The organism is Daejeonella sp. (assembly GCF_044232565.1).
Taxonomy (GTDB): Bacteria; Bacteroidota; Bacteroidia; order Sphingobacteriales; family Sphingobacteriaceae; genus Daejeonella.
This window is the reverse complement of record NZ_JBIILQ010000001.1, coordinates 1-16,008: the sequence shown is the minus strand read 5'-3', so window position 1 is coordinate 16,008 and position 16,008 is coordinate 1. Positions and strand designations below refer to the sequence as shown.

The 16,008-nt window shown below is 34.4% G+C and carries 18 protein-coding genes; 6 read left to right on the top strand and 12 right to left on the bottom strand.

Annotated elements, in window-relative coordinates; genetic code table 11:
• Positions 1–141: 141 nt before the first annotated feature.
• Complete coding sequence (gene accD, locus ACILQF_RS00090) at positions 142–984, top strand: acetyl-CoA carboxylase, carboxyltransferase subunit beta (protein WP_395625371.1); 843 nt, start codon at positions 142–144, stop codon at positions 982–984.
• Between the two features lie 61 nt (positions 985–1,045).
• Here the strand turns inward: accD and ACILQF_RS00085 are convergent, their stop codons facing one another.
• The 3 genes from ACILQF_RS00085 to glmM all read right to left on the bottom strand — a co-directional run bounded on the left by ACILQF_RS00085 (position 1,046) and on the right by glmM (position 4,901).
• Positions 1,046–1,942 (bottom strand): MBL fold metallo-hydrolase, encoded by an 897-nt coding sequence (locus ACILQF_RS00085; protein ID WP_395625370.1) that lies wholly within the window; start codon positions 1,940–1,942, stop codon positions 1,046–1,048.
• Between the two features lie 327 nt (positions 1,943–2,269).
• The gene (locus ACILQF_RS00080; RefSeq protein WP_395625369.1) at positions 2,270–3,403 is read right to left on the bottom strand and encodes a cysteine desulfurase family protein; all 1,134 of its coding nucleotides are present in this window, start codon (positions 3,401–3,403) and stop codon (positions 2,270–2,272) included.
• 106 nt (positions 3,404–3,509) lie between these two features.
• On the bottom strand, positions 3,510–4,901 hold the full coding sequence (gene glmM / locus ACILQF_RS00075) for a phosphoglucosamine mutase (RefSeq protein WP_395625368.1): 1,392 nt from the start codon (positions 4,899–4,901) through the stop codon (positions 3,510–3,512).
• Between the two features lie 96 nt (positions 4,902–4,997).
• Between glmM and ACILQF_RS00070 the strand changes: the two genes are divergently transcribed.
• The 3 genes from ACILQF_RS00070 to ACILQF_RS00060 are packed head-to-tail and all read left to right on the top strand — an operon-like array spanning position 4,998 to position 7,004.
• Entirely contained in the window at positions 4,998–5,735 is a 738-nt protein-coding gene (locus tag ACILQF_RS00070) for a class I SAM-dependent methyltransferase (RefSeq protein ID WP_395625367.1), read from the top strand.
• Complete coding sequence (locus ACILQF_RS00065; protein ID WP_395625366.1) at positions 5,728–6,309, top strand: phosphatase PAP2 family protein; 582 nt, start codon at positions 5,728–5,730, stop codon at positions 6,307–6,309. Before ACILQF_RS00070 ends, ACILQF_RS00065 begins: the two co-directional genes overlap by 8 nt.
• Positions 6,291–7,004, top strand: coding sequence for a ZIP family metal transporter (locus ACILQF_RS00060; RefSeq protein WP_395625365.1), 714 nt, complete (start codon positions 6,291–6,293; stop codon positions 7,002–7,004). Before ACILQF_RS00065 ends, ACILQF_RS00060 begins: the two co-directional genes overlap by 19 nt.
• Positions 7,005–7,068: 64 nt before the next feature.
• Here the strand turns inward: ACILQF_RS00060 and ACILQF_RS00055 are convergent, their stop codons facing one another.
• The 9 genes from ACILQF_RS00055 to ACILQF_RS00015 all read right to left on the bottom strand — a co-directional run bounded on the left by ACILQF_RS00055 (position 7,069) and on the right by ACILQF_RS00015 (position 13,140).
• Entirely contained in the window at positions 7,069–7,518 is a 450-nt protein-coding gene (locus ACILQF_RS00055) for a MarR family winged helix-turn-helix transcriptional regulator (RefSeq protein ID WP_395625364.1), read from the bottom strand.
• Between the two features lie 56 nt (positions 7,519–7,574).
• On the bottom strand, positions 7,575–7,733 hold the full coding sequence (locus ACILQF_RS00050) for a DUF5522 domain-containing protein (RefSeq protein ID WP_395625363.1): 159 nt from the start codon (positions 7,731–7,733) through the stop codon (positions 7,575–7,577).
• The gene (locus tag ACILQF_RS00045; protein ID WP_395625362.1) at positions 7,723–8,673 is read right to left on the bottom strand and encodes an MBL fold metallo-hydrolase; all 951 of its coding nucleotides are present in this window, start codon (positions 8,671–8,673) and stop codon (positions 7,723–7,725) included. The genes ACILQF_RS00050 and ACILQF_RS00045 overlap by 11 nt, the downstream gene beginning before the upstream one ends.
• Positions 8,663–9,271 (bottom strand): dephospho-CoA kinase, encoded by a 609-nt coding sequence (gene coaE, locus ACILQF_RS00040; protein WP_395625361.1) that lies wholly within the window; start codon positions 9,269–9,271, stop codon positions 8,663–8,665. The genes ACILQF_RS00045 and coaE overlap by 11 nt, the downstream gene beginning before the upstream one ends.
• Positions 9,268–10,215: a YbbR-like domain-containing protein gene (locus tag ACILQF_RS00035; protein ID WP_395625360.1), complete on the bottom strand. Its 948-nt coding sequence runs from the start codon at positions 10,213–10,215 to the stop codon at positions 9,268–9,270. The genes coaE and ACILQF_RS00035 overlap by 4 nt, the downstream gene beginning before the upstream one ends.
• An 80-nt stretch (positions 10,216–10,295) precedes the next feature.
• Positions 10,296–10,586 carry a preprotein translocase subunit YajC gene (gene yajC / locus ACILQF_RS00030; RefSeq protein ID WP_395625359.1) on the bottom strand — a complete coding sequence of 97 codons (291 nt, stop codon included), beginning with the start codon at positions 10,584–10,586 and terminating at the stop codon, positions 10,296–10,298.
• A gap of 24 nt (positions 10,587–10,610) precedes the next feature.
• Positions 10,611–11,057 (bottom strand): DUF1573 domain-containing protein, encoded by a 447-nt coding sequence (locus ACILQF_RS00025; protein ID WP_395625358.1) that lies wholly within the window; start codon positions 11,055–11,057, stop codon positions 10,611–10,613.
• 6 nt (positions 11,058–11,063) lie between these two features.
• Positions 11,064–12,011, bottom strand: a complete 948-nt coding sequence (gene nusB, locus ACILQF_RS00020) for a transcription antitermination factor NusB (RefSeq protein ID WP_395625357.1) — start codon at positions 12,009–12,011, stop codon at positions 11,064–11,066.
• A gap of 40 nt (positions 12,012–12,051) precedes the next feature.
• Positions 12,052–13,140, bottom strand: a complete 1,089-nt coding sequence (locus ACILQF_RS00015) for a Glu/Leu/Phe/Val dehydrogenase (RefSeq protein WP_395625356.1) — start codon at positions 13,138–13,140, stop codon at positions 12,052–12,054.
• Between the two features lie 314 nt (positions 13,141–13,454).
• Here ACILQF_RS00015 and ACILQF_RS00010 point away from each other — a divergent pair, with 314 nt between their 5' ends.
• Together ACILQF_RS00010 and ACILQF_RS00005 are read left to right on the top strand one after the other, a co-directional pair.
• On the top strand, positions 13,455–15,239 hold the full coding sequence (locus tag ACILQF_RS00010; RefSeq protein WP_395625355.1) for an ABC transporter ATP-binding protein: 1,785 nt from the start codon (positions 13,455–13,457) through the stop codon (positions 15,237–15,239).
• A 153-nt stretch (positions 15,240–15,392) separates the two neighbouring features.
• Positions 15,393–15,722, top strand: a complete 330-nt coding sequence (locus ACILQF_RS00005) for a DUF3276 family protein (RefSeq protein ID WP_395625354.1) — start codon at positions 15,393–15,395, stop codon at positions 15,720–15,722.
• Positions 15,723–16,008: the final 286 nt, after the last annotated feature.

Here is a 16,008-nt window from a genome sequence, read left to right as displayed (position 1 = left end):
TCTAATTTAAGAAAAAATGCCTTAATTTCAATTTTAAAAGCCTACAAATGCCTACAAATCGTATAATATAATTCAATATTCAGGTGAAAGCATTGCTTTCTTATTTTTTTTGTTTCTTTGTACGTTATACAAATATCCAAAATGGCCTGGTTTAAGAGAGAAAATAAGGGGATTATTACTTCCACTGAGGAGAAAAAAGAAACACCTGATGGGATGTGGAATAAGTGCCCGTCCTGTAAAAAACCTTTGCATTACGCAGAGCAAGTAGAAAATAAATACGTTTGTCAATATTGTGCTTATCATTTACGAATTGGGTCTAAAGAATATTTTGAAATTCTTTTCGATAAAAATGAGTTTACCGAACTTTTTGCAAATCTACGTTCAGGAGATCCTTTGAATTTTACGGATTCCAAAAAATATACTGAGCGCCTAGAAGAAAGTTATGTAAAAACGGGACTAAATGATGCCATTCGTTCTGGAACAGGAAAACTAGCAGGCCAAGACCTGGTAATTGCTTGTATGGATTTTAATTTTATTGGGGGCTCAATGGGATCTGTAGTTGGTGAAAAAATTGCTCGCTCCATAGATTATAGCATCGAGCACAAAATCCCGTTCATGATGATTTCCAAATCAGGAGGTGCCAGAATGATGGAAGCAGCCTTTTCACTAATGCAAATGGCCAAAACATCCGCAAAATTAGCCCTTTTAAGCAGAGCAAAAATCCCATACATCTCATTGCTTACCGACCCTACAACAGGCGGCGTAACTGCCTCCTATGCGATGCTAGGTGATATAAATATATCAGAACCGGGTTCACTAATCGGATTTGCAGGCCCTAGGGTTATAAAAGAAACAATCAAAAGAGATCTACCAAAAGGTTTCCAAACTTCAGAATTCGTATTGGAACATGGATTTCTAGATTTTATTGTCGACAGGCGTCAGATGAAAGAAAAACTAGGATCATTCCTAAAAATGATATCTTAATAAGATTCAGGAGTGATAAAATGAATTATCACTCCTGAAAAATTGAAAAAAAACCGTAAACTTATTTGGTCAACTCCTGTAAAGCTGCCGTTAAACTCCTTTCAATGCCTTGCCCCTGATATTCTTCTGCACCTGGAATACGCTCAGCTTTCAATATTTCTTCTTTCGTTTTACCTGCCTTGATCTCCGCCTTCACAAAAAGCAGAAGCTTTTCAAGATAATTCTGCATAGCCTTTAAATCCTCTTTATTGCCAGTAACTTTTTCAGGATCCAATGAGTGACCAAAAATAAACAGCGTATCATTATCGTATTTAGCGATTGCTTTCTCCAGCACTTCGGTCCAACTTTGAATATTTGCTCCCGCATTCTTATCAATAAAAGGATACCGTCTATTAAACACCAAATCACCCATGTGTGCAATATTTGCATTCTCAAAATGAACAATTATATCACCATTGGTATGAGCTGCACCCAAATAATTTGCCTGTATTTGTTCAGCGCCTACTTTTGCCTTCCATTGATCTTTAAAAACGGTGTCAGCAAACAATTGTTTATCCTCCGACTTCTGTGCAGCAGCAGTTTTTTGATGGTTTTCAAGGCAATTAACATGTCCAACTATTTTTTCGGCAAAGCCTTTAAAAGCGATATTTCCACCGGTATGATCTCCATGATGATGAGTATTAATTAAATACTGAAGCGGCTTTTCTGATGCTTTTTTTAATTCGGCAATTAAATTCATTGCAGGATTTTGAAATTGGCTATCCACAACCACCATACCGGCGCTATTTGATAGCCAGGCAATGGTTCCACCTTGCTCTGTAAATATCCCGACATTGTTCCTCAATAGCTTAAATTGATATTTTTGCTGCGTTAAAATATCTGCAAAAGATTTATTGTAAGCTAAGGCAATCATACCTAAGGAAAGCCCTGTATTTTGTATGAATTTTCTACGTTTCATTGTATATAATTTTCTACTAAATATAAAAAAAATCCCGTTAAACGGGATTTTAAATTACAAAGTACCTGGTTCATGATTAAACCCTATCGAGTGATTATTAACTCGACCATGGGAATGATGAGTAAAGCTAAACCCAGAACGCAGACCATGATAATGATGTTTATAGATGATTTTTTCTTTCTGTTCATCTTTGGTAACATCTTTCTTTTCAGACTTTAAAACATGTTTTTTAGCCATGACTCCCTCCTATTCTTAGACTGGTATTAATTTACGAAATACCTAGGACAATGAAAAGAAAAATCTACAAGCAGAATTTCTGAAATCTTTTTAGGAAACTTGAAATAATTCCTTCACCTTTTGGATTACATAATCAATTTCTTCTTTGGTATTCAATTTACTGAAAGAAAATCTAACTGCAGGCCTATTGGGGTTTGCTTGTATGCCATTTAAAACATGTGAGCCTATATTTGTCCCGGAGCTACATGCACTTCCTCCTGAGGCTGATATTCCGGCAATATCTAAACTAAAAAGTAACATTTCTGCCATTTCCATCTCAGGGAAAGAAACATTTAATACGGTATAGAGGCTATTTTCTGGGTCAGTCTCGCCATTAAATTGTATTCCAGGCACCTGTTCCATAAGCTGCTCCTTCATATAAGTTTTCAAGCCTTGAATATGCTTTTGATGAGAATCCATCCTTTCATAGGCCATTTCTAAGGCTTTACCTAAACCAATAATACCATATACATTTTCAGTCCCGCCGCGCATATTTCTTTCTTGTGAACCTCCAAAAATCATCGGATTGATCTTGATTGCATGATTGATATAAAGAAAACCAACACCTTTTGGGCCATGAAGTTTATGGGCCGCACAAACCAAAAAATGTACTTTTAACTTACTTAAATCATGTGGGTAATGGCCCATCGTTTGAACCGTATCGGAATGAAAAATAGCATTGTATTGCTCGCATAAATCACCAACTAACCCTAAATCAGTAAGTGTTCCCAATTCATTATTTGCATGCATTAAAGAAACAAAACTGCGCTCATTAATCCGCAATAGTTCTTCCAAATGCTTATAATCAACAGAACCTTTTGAATCTATGTTCACATAACTAAGTTTGATAACACCGTTTTTTTCTAGTGCCTGAAGGGTGTGAAGCACTGCATGATGTTCAATTGCAGTGGTAATGGCATGTGTTATTCCATAATCAACAATTCCACAACGAATAGCCATATTATCTGCCTCCGTCCCCCCCGAAGTAAAGAAAAATTCGGAAGGAGATGCATGCAATAGTGCTGCGACAGTTTTACGTGATTTTTCAATTAGAGTCCGAACCTCCCTTCCATGTGCATGAATAGAGGATGGATTACCATATTGACTTTCCATAACCTCAACCATTGTATTCAAAACTTCTTTATCAAGTGGTGTTGTTGCAGCATTATCTAGATATACACGCATTTTTTTTATTTTTAATAAGGGATAATTATCTGAATTAGCTATTGGTGAAAAAGCATACAGTATTTAAGGTATTTACCGCAGCAAAATTAGCGATATTATTTTGCGACTATTCAGTCAGTCTTAATATTTCTTTAATATCTGATATTATTTTTTGAGCTAGATTATCAGCTAAAATTTCTGAACTTGCTTCAGAATAGATTCTGATAATTGGCTCTGTATTAGACCTTCGTAAGTGTACCCATTGCTTATCAAATTCAATTTTCAATCCATCGATGGTGCTATGAGGTTGATTTTGATAACGCTTTTCAACTTCAGACAATAACGAATCAATATCCATTTCGGGCGTTAGCGTAATTTTATTTTTCGAGATAAAATATTGCGGATAAGAGGCTCTTAACGCAGAAACAGCCTGACCTTTATTAGCTAAGTGGGTTAAAAACAAAGCAATTCCAACCAAGGCATCACGTCCATAATGTGATTTAGGATAAATAATGCCCCCATTTCCTTCACCACCAATTATAGCATTAGTCTCTTTCATGGCATTTACCACATTAACCTCACCCACAGCAGATGCTGTATATTTGCAAGAGGCGGCTTCAGTAACATCTCTTAAAGCACGTGTTGAAGATAAGTTCGATACCGTATTTCCCGGAGTATGGCTCAGTACATAGTCGGCAACAGCAACAAGCGTATACTCCTCACCAAACATAGAGCCATCCTCACAAACAAAACATAAACGATCCACATCCGGATCAACGGCAATACCCAAATCAGCCTTTTTAGCAAGCACTTCACGTGATAAATCAACTAGATTCTCAGGCAATGGCTCCGGATTATGAGGAAATTCACCATTGGGTTCGCAATAAAGTTCATGAATTGTATCAACTCCTAATGCTTTTAGCAGGGCTGGAATAAATATCCCACCAGAAGAGTTAACACAATCAATAACAACCTTAAAATTTGCTTTACGGATAGCATTAACATCTACAAGAGGCAATGCCAATACTTTATCAATATGCTTTTGCAAATAACTATCATCATAAACAACAGACCCTAGGTTATCAACATCAGAATAGTCCAAATCAGTCTTTTCAGCTTGCGTTAAAACCCATTGACCTTCAGAGTCAGAGATAAATTCTCCCTTCTCATTTAGCAGTTTTAAAGCATTCCATTGTTTGGGATTATGACTCGCGGTAAGAATTATACCACCTCCTGCATTTTCATCCGGTACAGCAAGCTCAACAGTTGGAGTTGTTGAAAGTCCGAGGTCTACCACATCAATACCGATACTTTGAAGCGTCCCTACGACTAAGTTCCTGACCATTTCACCAGAAATTCTGGCATCTCTACCAACCACAATTTTCTTTTTTCCAGTATTTTCAATAACCCACTGACCATAGGCTGCAGTAAATTTTATAATGTCGGGAGGTGTTAAGCCATAGCCTGCTAGTCCACCGATTGTACCCCTGATTCCTGAAATTGATTTAATTAAAGCCACATTTTTATTTTAAAAGACAAAAATAACAAATCCGTTGAATACACTATTGTAAAAAGGTAAATGTATATATTTGTATTCTAATTCTGTAAGCTTCATATGCCAAAAAAATGGTTTCAAAACTGGTTTAATTCACCCTATTATCACATCTTATATCATCGTCGAAATGATGAAGAGGCTGAATTTTTTATTGATAATTTATGTGCATTTTTAAAACCAAAGCCAGAAGTAAAATTACTTGATATCGCATGTGGACGAGGCAGGCATTCGGTTTACCTTAATAAAAAAGGCTATGATGTTACTGGAATTGACTTATCGAACACAAACATAAAATTTGCACAACAGTTTGAAAAAGAGAGCCTTCAGTTTTACATTCATGACATGAGGAATTCTTTTTACATCAACTATTTTGATATTGCTTTCAACCTTTTTACAAGTTTTGGATACTTCGAGACAGAGAAAGACCATTTAAAGGCATTACGGGCTTTTAATAAATCGCTTAAAAAAACAGGAATATTAGTACTCGATTATTTCAATAGTGAAAAAATTATTCGCCATTTATCACATCAAGAAGTAATACATGTAGACGGTATTGACTTTCATATAAGCAAGAAAGTTGAAAACGGAAAAATCATAAAAAATATAGCTTTTGAGCATAAAAACAAAAGCTTTTCATTTAATGAGGAAGTAAAAGCCTTCAAAAAAAATGATTTTGAGGCGATGTTTTTAAAAAGTGGATTTGAAGTTCTTAGCCATTTTGGCGATTATTCATTAAATCCATTCGATGAAGAAAAATCTGATCGCCTAATATTTATTTGCAAAAAAAATAATGATTGATCAATTAATCCAATTTGACCGGGATCTATTCTTTGCAATAAATCATGGCTTAAGTAACAGCTTTTTTGATTGGCTAATGCCGATTCTTAGAGACCGCTATACTTGGGTTCTCCTCTACCTATTCATTATTGTGTATTCGATCAAAAATTATGGAAAACAGGGCATTATATTGCTCTTAGGTTTAGTTATGACCTTTGGCATTTGTGATTTTTTTTCCTCAACAATAATCAAACCAAGTGTTCAGAGATTGCGACCATGCAATGAACCAGAAATAAACTCCGAAGTTAATAATATCGTTGATTGTGGCACCGGATATAGTTTTCCATCTTCACATGCAACAAATCATTTCGGAATAGCTGTATTTTTAATTATGATGTTTTATCATAGATGGAAGATTATTTTACCTATTGGATTGCTTTGGGCAGCATCCATTAGTTTTGCACAAATTTATGTTGGAGTGCATTACCCAATTGATATTTTAACAGGAAGCCTACTTGGAAGTAGTATTGGTTTAGGGATGAGTAAAATTTTATTATCAAACAAAACGTTCAAAACATGGAAATCTGGGAACTGATTTTACTATTTAGCAGTTCTTTATTGGGGGGAATTGCAATTTTTATATTCAAAAAAGACAATTCAAACCGTTTGAAATTGGTTTTATCTTTCAGTGGAGCCTATTTATTTGCTATAACCGTTTTGCATTTAATGCCTGACGTTTACTCTTCAAATAATCCACAAATTGGTCTTTTTATTCTTGGGGGTTTTCTTCTTCAAATTTTCATGGAACAATTTTCTGAGGGAATTGAACATGGCCATATTCATAAACATAGTCACCAACATGTCGTATTCCCATTTGGAATAATGATCAGTTTGTGTTTACATGCCTTCCTTGAAGGTATGCCTTTAGCACAAGGACAACATCAAGAGCTTGTTTATGGCATAGCCTTACATCACATTCCAGCAGCATTCGCATTAGGAAGCGTTTTACTAGAAAATAAACTAAGTAAGAGAAGTGTTTCTGGCCTTCTTGTATTGTTCGCCCTAATGAGCCCTTTGGGCTATTGGTTAAGCTTCGAAATGGGACAAGGATCTATTGGAAACATAGAAGTCTATTTTGATCAAATTATGGCAGTTGTAATTGGTATTTTCCTGCACATTTCTACTACTATCCTCTTCGAATCAAGTGTAGACCATAAATTCAATTTAAAAAAGGCGATCGCTGTTTTGATTGGAATCGGAATCGCCTTATTGGGATTTTTCTTAAACTAGCTATTGTTAGTTGAGAGAAGCTATATCTTGTCTGATTAATAGATTATTATAATTTGGTTTAAAACTAAGCCCTCATTTTATCAAGCAAATCACTCATCATACCGGCATCCAGATTATTAAAATCTTTTCCAAGAATTTTATCAAATAATAATTCAGTGTCTAATTTAACCAAGATATCGAGTCCCTTTTTGGTGATAAGAATATCTACAGAGCGTCGATCATTCGTATTTATAGTTCGACCAACCAATTCCTTATGAACTAAGCGTTCAACAATCCTGGAAGCATCAGACATTTTATCTAGCATGCGCACTTTAATTAAATTAATAGTTGCAGGATTAGGATGCTGGCCACGCAAAATACGCATGACATTATATTGCTGAAGGGTTATATCATATTTATTGAGCTTTTCTCCAAGTAAATTTGTTATCCAGCCGTAGGTATAAATAAGATTAACAATCGACTTTTGGTGATTATTTTCAAACTTATGATTATCAATTTCTTTTCCTATTTCCATTTTAATTTCTAGTTGTTTAGAAATGCATTAAAGCCCAACAAACAAAAGTTTTAATATTAATTAATTTCCCCTTCTGGTTGTTTTGTTTGACCGTATTTCCAGGGGCAGTGCTTGCATTTGTTTTTACAACAAGTCCCTCTTTTTGAATGATAGGCTTCTGTAAATACAAGGTTCCCTTCCTCGTCTAAGTAATAATCAATGTTTTCAATGAGCATGGTTTAACAATTTTACTAATAATTTATCTTTAAAATGCTCTTTTAAATAAGTTCCATCACCATGAAGGGTCCAAACTTGCTTTGGTTCAACTTCCTTTAACATCAAAATAATGTCGTTCCAGTCTACATGATCAGAAATCAATAATTGGAGGTCATTATTTCTTTGAAGTCGCATCCAGCCTGAAGCAAAAACCCTAACTACATTTTTCGCCCTGATATAGCTGTTGAAAGTCAGCGGGGGCACCATATAGACTAAATTCTGATCAGGCTGTTTCATTGATTTTCTATTATAAAGCTCGTATGTGCCAACGTTAAATCCGAAGGACTCATAAAGTTTATTGAGACTAAAAATAGAATGATGGACAAACGTGCTACGTTGCGGACAATGATCTGTTAGCAGTCGCGTGAGCCTTTGAGCTTTACCTAAAGAATACGCACCCAATAAAATATTATGATTCATCTGACCGAACTTTTTAATCTCATCAATAGCGTTTGGATGCTGAACTGAAGGATCAGCAAAGGTAGTTTCAGTGATTAATACATCTGCCTTCACAAATTCAATTCCCTCACAGGTTGGATCATCCTGCAACTTATAATCACCAGTATACAAATATCTTACCCCAGCATATTCCATTAAAATTTGTGCAGAACCTAAAATATGCCCTGCAGGAATAAAGCTGATTAGAACACCATTTAATTCAAAAGTTTCCAACCAAGAATGAATGAAAAAAACTTTTCCTGCTTGTTTATGGTATCGGTGTTGCATGATGGCGGCAGTAGCAGCCGTACAATAGACATTTTCATTGCCCCTAACCGCATGATCACCATGTGCGTGTGATATTATTGCCTGATTCACGGGACTCTTAGGGTCGAGGTAAAAATTACCATGGCGGCAATATAACCCGATTTCGTTAAGAATTAGAAAATCCTCAATAATCATGATTGCTACTAATTTTAAGAAATTGCTGATGCAGCGATAATATTTGAGGAATTAATAAACAATTTTCATCATTTATAAGCACCTGGTCTGCCAATTTCATTTTTTGCTCATCTGTAAACTGACGTTTCATTCTTAGCACAATTTCCTCTTTACTGATATGATCTCTAGCTATAACCCGACGAATACGAATAGCATCAGGAGAAATTACCAAAATTGAAAGATCACACATTTTATAGGATTCACTTTCAAACAAAAGAGCAGCCTCTTTAAGAATATAGGGAGCACCGCTTTGATTGACGATCCATTGATCGAAAGCCCTAAAAACAGCTGGATGAACGATAGAATTTAATCTTTTCAACTGCAATTCATCTTTAAAAACGATAGATGAAATATAGGATCTATTTAGCAAGCCATCGATCGAATAAGATTGAGGTCCGAATGCACTAAGGATTTCATTTTTCAATTGAAGATCAGTCTGCATGATTGATTTTGCGACATTATCAGCATAAAAAACTGGAATTCCTAGTAATTCAAAAACCTTACATACGGTTGTTTTACCGCTACCTATCCCGCCTGTAATTCCTATTTTAAGCATCATTTTTGAATAATAAAATCTAAATTTTGAGGCTCGATTTTCACTAATTCACAATATTCCGGAAATTTACTAATCAGCACAGGCAGTTGTTTATAGCCTTTTAATTTCCATTTGTCTAAATCGGCAGTCAGCTCAAAATTACCTCGGTCAATCTTTTTATAATTACTCAATGCAGTCAAAAAAGTAATTTTAACTTTATCTGGAAGCAATTTCACATTTCTAAATTCATTATTGTTAATTAATTTAACAGGCACCTCAACCACCTTTTCAGTGTATTCATCAACAATAATTTTAAGGTCTACCGCACGGGGATAAATACTAATATTAGCTTTCAACGGACTATTAAGTGATATTCTAGTACTAATATTAGTATTGATATTTTTTAACATTAAGGAATCTGTATACCAATAATCAAGTTTATCTAACTCATTTTGAGGACCTGAGACAGTAACAAAGGAAGGAGAAATTTCAATTTTATCGGAGATGCCAAAATTATTTTGAAAGCGAATATTAGAATTTACACGAATTGGTATTTTTTTTAACGCTCGAGATGAAAAGTCAAAATAAAGTGTATCGGGACGGATTCCAATCACTTTCTGATTGGATTGAAACTGTTGGTTAATGGCAAAAAGTTGAGTTGAAAGATCAACAAATGATTGCTTTTTAAGCTTCTCTAGATCAACATCTACTGATTGAGGATTAATCCTCAATTTAGAGAACAACAGTTGCCAGCCGGTACCTTCAACTCGAAGATCTAGGGTATCCGATTGCAAGGGGTTGAATGCCTTATTATCAGGGATATTAACAAAACGAACTATTGTTTGAACTTGATAAATATAGCTATTTGAAAGTGCAATGAATATCCATGCTCCAACTGCGAAAATAAAGCAGACGAAGAAAATTGAAATTCGGCGACGTTCGAGTGGACTAAACTTTATAAATGGCATGTATAATATCCTTATTCAAATTTAGCTAAAATAAAAACGCCGCTTCAATAGAAGCGGCGATCCTTAAATTTTTTAATTAATTACTTGGCTGAAGTTTGATTAAGAGCTTGAGATGCCTCTAAAGAAACTGCAGATTTTTCAAAACGAATTTTAGTACCGCTCTCCACTTCAATTAGGAAAGTAGTATCGTTTAAGTCGACAATTTTACCATGGATTCCTGATAAAGTAATCACTTTATCACCTTTTTTTAAGTCTGCAACAAACTTTTTATGATCTTTTGCCTTTTTCATTTGTGGGCGAATCATAAAAAAGTAAAACACCACAATAATTAGCAGCATAGGTAAAAACTGCCCGATTTGTTCCATATTCATATTCTATTTTATTTTTGGTTTTTATTATTCTTTAGACAAAACATTACCTAATATATTCAGTTCAGTAAGTGTAGGGTTTGTATTTGCGGTTATGCTTACAATCTTGTTTTGCATACCAGGTTTACCGCTACTATTAAAAACTACTCGAATAACTCCCTCCGCACCCGGCGCAAGTGGCTCTGAAGGGTATTCCGGGATTGTACAACCACAAGTAGCTGTTGCACTGCTAATTATTAGAGGTGCATTTCCAATATTTTTAAATTTAAAATCGTAGCTAACCTTCTCTCCTTCTTTAATCTCTCCAAAATCAAAAACCTCTTTTTCAAATTTAAAGGCTGGTAAATTTGAATTATCAACTGAATCAGTAGCAGTCAATGGATTTTGATCTACAGTTTTTGAGACCGTTGGTGTTTGATTGGTGCAGGCCGCTAAAAACGACAATAAAACTAGGAAACTCAAGATTTTTTTCATATATTCTTATTCTAATAAGCCTCTTCCAGTCTTTTTAACTTTACCAGACGACTTCAAATCTGCTAAAATTTTATCTAAAATACCGTTTATAAATGAATTGCTTTTAGGTGTACTGAATTCTTTCGATAATTCAATGTACTCATTCATAGTTACTTTGATTGGAATTGTAGAAAAATGAATCAACTCTGTAATGGCCATTCGCATCAACAAAGTATCCATTAAAGCAATTCGTTCAGAGTCCCAATTTTTTGTTTTTTGTGCAATTAATTCCTGATATTCTTTCTCAAAGGCAATTACCTTTTTGAATAATTCAATTAAAAAAAGGCGGTCTTCATCCCAATTAGGGCATATTTCGGCTAACTTATTTTCTTCGGGTTTGGTACTTGAGAAATTCTTAAATGTTTTGGCAACTAGGGCTTGAAGTACATCCTTATCAACAGACCAGTTAATAAATTTCTCATCAAATATCTGCTCAATGCCTGGAGATTTAAGGATTAATTTTTTGAAAATATACTTAATGATATCCTTGTCTTTTTGAATAGTATGATCTGTAAGATTAAGGAAAGATTGATACTCTTCGGAAGCCTTCAACGTAATAAAAATGGATTTACACACTTCAGGATCAAAATCCCATGAAATCTTATATTTTTTTACTGCAGCAAGGTATTCGGGGTTTTGCTTCAAAGAAACAATAAATAAATTATTTTGAATTTTAACGCTTGCATTAAGGTCTTCCTCTGAAGGTAAATGCTTGTTTGCACGCTCTTCAGCATCAATTATACTGTAATCAGCTACTTCAATCAATAATGACAAAAGTAAAATGTACATTTCAAATACCTTATCAACACTTTGAAGCAAAGCCTTTTCATAGGGTAATATTTCTTTAACCTGCGATTGCTGATAGGAATATAATACCTGCAACGCTTTAACCCTCAGATGCCTTCTGTTTAACATGTATAAGAACGATTTTATGTTTAATAGATCCTAAAAAAAATTAATAGGATGATTTTATTTTTTTAATATCCTCAATTCGTTTTTCAGCAATTTTATTTGCTGCTTCATAAGTTGGAATATTTTCAAGTTTTGATTTCTGTATAACTCTTCTGGTAGCATCGTAAATGTTCTCCGTTAATTGAAGAGTTTTTTTCTTACTAAAGCCAGCAATTTCAGAATAACAATTGATTAGTCCGCCGGCATTAATCAAATAATCTGGAGCATACATAATACCTTTCTTCAATAATAAATTACCATGTACCACCTCATCAGCAAGCTGATTGTTTGCTGAACCAGCAATAATTGAACATTTTAAGCGGTTGATTGTTTCCGTATTTACCGTCGCTCCAAGCGCACAAGGAGAATAAACATCAATATCAAGGTCGAAAATACTATTGTTTGAGACGGCAGTTGCTCCATATTTTTGAGCAACCTGTGCTAATCGTTCTTCATTAATATCACTGATATAAACCTTAGCATTTTCATTTCTAAGTAAACTTATCAGATTTTCACCGACCTGCCCTGTACCTTGAACGGCAATTGATTTACCTGCAAGGCTATCATTGCCAAAATGCTCCTTTAAACATGCTTTTATTCCCATAAAAACACCTTTAGCAGTCACAGGTGATGGATCTCCACTACCCCCAATTGACTCGGGAATTCCAGTAACATGCTTCGTTTCCATACGAATATATTCCATGTCTCGAGGATTAGTACCTACATCTTCAGCCGTAATAAAAGAGCCATTTAGGTTTTCGATGAAACGACCAAAGCGGCGCATCAGAGCTTCCGATTTGTGCAAACGACTGTCTCCAATGATTACTGCTTTTCCGCCACCCAAATTCAACCCTGTAATTGCAGCTTTATAAGTCATGCTTCGCGACAAACGTAAAACATCCTGCAAAGCCTCGGCTTCAGATTTATACGGCTGCATTCGAGTTCCACCCAATGCTGGGCCTAAAGTGGTATCATGAATAGCGATAATTGCCTTTAATCCGGTACTGGGATCACTACAATAAATTACTTTTTGATGGCTGAAAGCATCAAGCTGACTAAAAACTGAATGTTCATCAAATTGGGATAATATCATATTAGCTTGCTCTCTTTACGTCACAAAAGTAGTAAAATTTCCAAACTATGCCCCAATTCAACACGCTAAATCAATTAAATTTAAAATAACATCAATTTTTACTCGTAAAAAACAACTGAATCCTAAAAAAAACAAAAAGATAAAAAATAAATCGAACTATTCATAAACTAGAAGACTCATTGTCAAATACTTATAAAATTTAAAATTTGATGCTTTAAAAACTTATACTGAGATTATTTTAATTCCTAAAAAACACTGCTATTGTAATCCTTTAGCTAAAACATAAATTCCTATTTTTGTTGGATAGCTAAAGCATGAAAGAACTAGCCTATCTCAATAAATTTTTCTACAAATATCGCTGGCGATTTTTGCCAGGAATTCTATTCGTGATTATTTCGAATCTATTTGCAGTATTACCAGCTCAAGTAATTCGCATTGCTTTCGACTTAGTAAACGAAAATATTGCCATATATAAACTTTTTAATGGTTTTGAAAAACAAGATATGATTGCCATGGTTTTTGGGCAAAGTTTATTGTTTTTCGGACTTACTGTTCTTGCGCTCGCTTTATTTAGAGGTATTTTCCTCTTTTTTATGAGGCAAACAATTATCCTCATGTCTCGACATATCGAATACGACCTCAAAAATGAGATTTATCAGCATTATCAAAAACTTTCGATGGCATTTTATCGACGTAATAATACGGGCGATCTAATGAATCGAGTTACGGAAGATGTAAGTAGGGTAAGAATGTATTTGGGTCCGGCAATAATGTACACCATTAACACCGCAGTGCTGTTTATTTTAATAATTGTGGCCATGTTTAATGTTAATGCCCGACTAACCATATTTTCACTCTTGCCTTTGCCATTACTTGCGGTAACTATTTATTATGTACACACGATAATTAATAAAAGAAGTGAAAAAATACAGGAGCAATTATCTTCGATGTCGAGTTTCGTTCAAGAAAGTTTTTCTGGCATTAGAGTAGTTAAATCCTATGTACGTGAGGATGATATCCGCAAAAAGTTTAATCAGGAAAGTGAAGATTATAAAACACATTCAATGAGCCTGGTTCAAGTACAAGCCTTATTTTATCCAATAATGCTATTACTAGTAGGATTAAGCACTATTGCTACCGTGTATATTGGAGGTGTTGAAGTAATGAATGGTAACATTTCATCAGGTAATATCGCAGAGTTTATCGTGTATGTGAGTCAGTTAACCTTTCCAGTTACCTCCTTAGGATGGGTAACATCACTCATTCAGAGAGCTTCTGCATCCCAAAAAAGGATTAATGAATTTTTGAAAACAGCACCTGAAATAAGATCCGTTTCGAATAAGAAGATAAATTTAACTGGATCGATAGAATTTAAAGATGTCAGCTTTAGGTATCCGGACACCGGTATCGAAGCAATTAAAAATATATCCTTTAAAGTTGATAGAGGTCAGTTTTTAGCAATAATTGGGCGAACAGGCTCTGGTAAATCAACCATCGCCAATCTCTTGATGCGTATGTATGATGTCGACCAAGGTGATATTTTATTTGACAAACAAGTAATTAAGGATTTAGATTTGACTCATTTTCGTGATCAAATTGGCTTTGTTCCACAAGAAGTTTTCTTGTTTTCAGACACCATCTACAATAACATAGCTTTTGGTTTATCTGTTGCTGAGGATAGCCAAGTAGAACAAGCGGCAAAAGATGCAGCACTGTATGAAAATATTATAGGCTTTGAAAAGGGATTTAAAACGATGATTGGGGAGCGTGGAATAAGTCTTTCTGGCGGACAAAAACAAAGACTCTCTATAGCTAGAGCTATAATTAAAGCACCAAAGCTTCTTATTTTCGACGATTGTTTATCGGCAATTGACACTCATACAGAAGAGCAAATATTAAACAATTTAAGTTGTTTAATGAAAGATAAAACGAGCATTTTAATTGCACACAGAGTATCTAGTATTAAAAATGCCGACAATATTTTGGTAATGGATGAAGGAAAAATTATTGAGCAAGGTACGCATGAGGCCTTAATTACCTTGAAAGGAAGTTATTTCGACTTATATGAAAAGCAGTTATTAGAAGAACAAAAACCCTAACAATCAGTTATTTAATAGCAAAAACCAAAGAATAATTCATCCCAAATTAGACACGAAAAGATTTGTTTCTGAACTATTGTTAATTCAGAAAGAAAAATCAATTTGTTACTTTCCGAATATCTATTATATTTACCCATAAAAATAAATAAATCAATGGGAGATTTCGACAACAAAGAAAGAGAAGAAGTTTTTTCGAAGAAGGTAAGAGCTGGGAAACGCACCTACTTTTTTGATGTTAAAGCTACGCGTTCAAATGATTACTATGTTACCGTAACTGAAAGTAAAAAACGTTTGGAAGATGGTGTTTTTATAAAACATAAGATTTTTCTTTACAAAGAAGATTTCGAAAAATTTGCTGAAGGTTTAAAAGAAACCATTGATTACATAAAGGCTAATCAAGAAGTTGTTGAAAAACGATACGAATATTCGGAAAATCATAATGAGCAATCAAAGGCTGATGATGATTTTTCATTTGAGATCTAATACCAAAAAATCAGATCTTAATTTAATATTAACCCCCAATTCAATTATTTTGAATTGGGGGTTTTTATTTAGGGTATAATCTTAACGAAGCAATAAAGATAGGCTCTAAAAACAGGAATTTCAAATGCATTATAATCTCCGAGAAAAACTCAAAACATAATTTCTATCTTTGCGGCAAATAGAGAAAATACGGCAAAATTCATTAGAATATTAGCTTAGTCTATTATTTTAAATATTTATACAAATTACAATTCATTCAAATGGCGTTACAATGCGGTATAGTTGG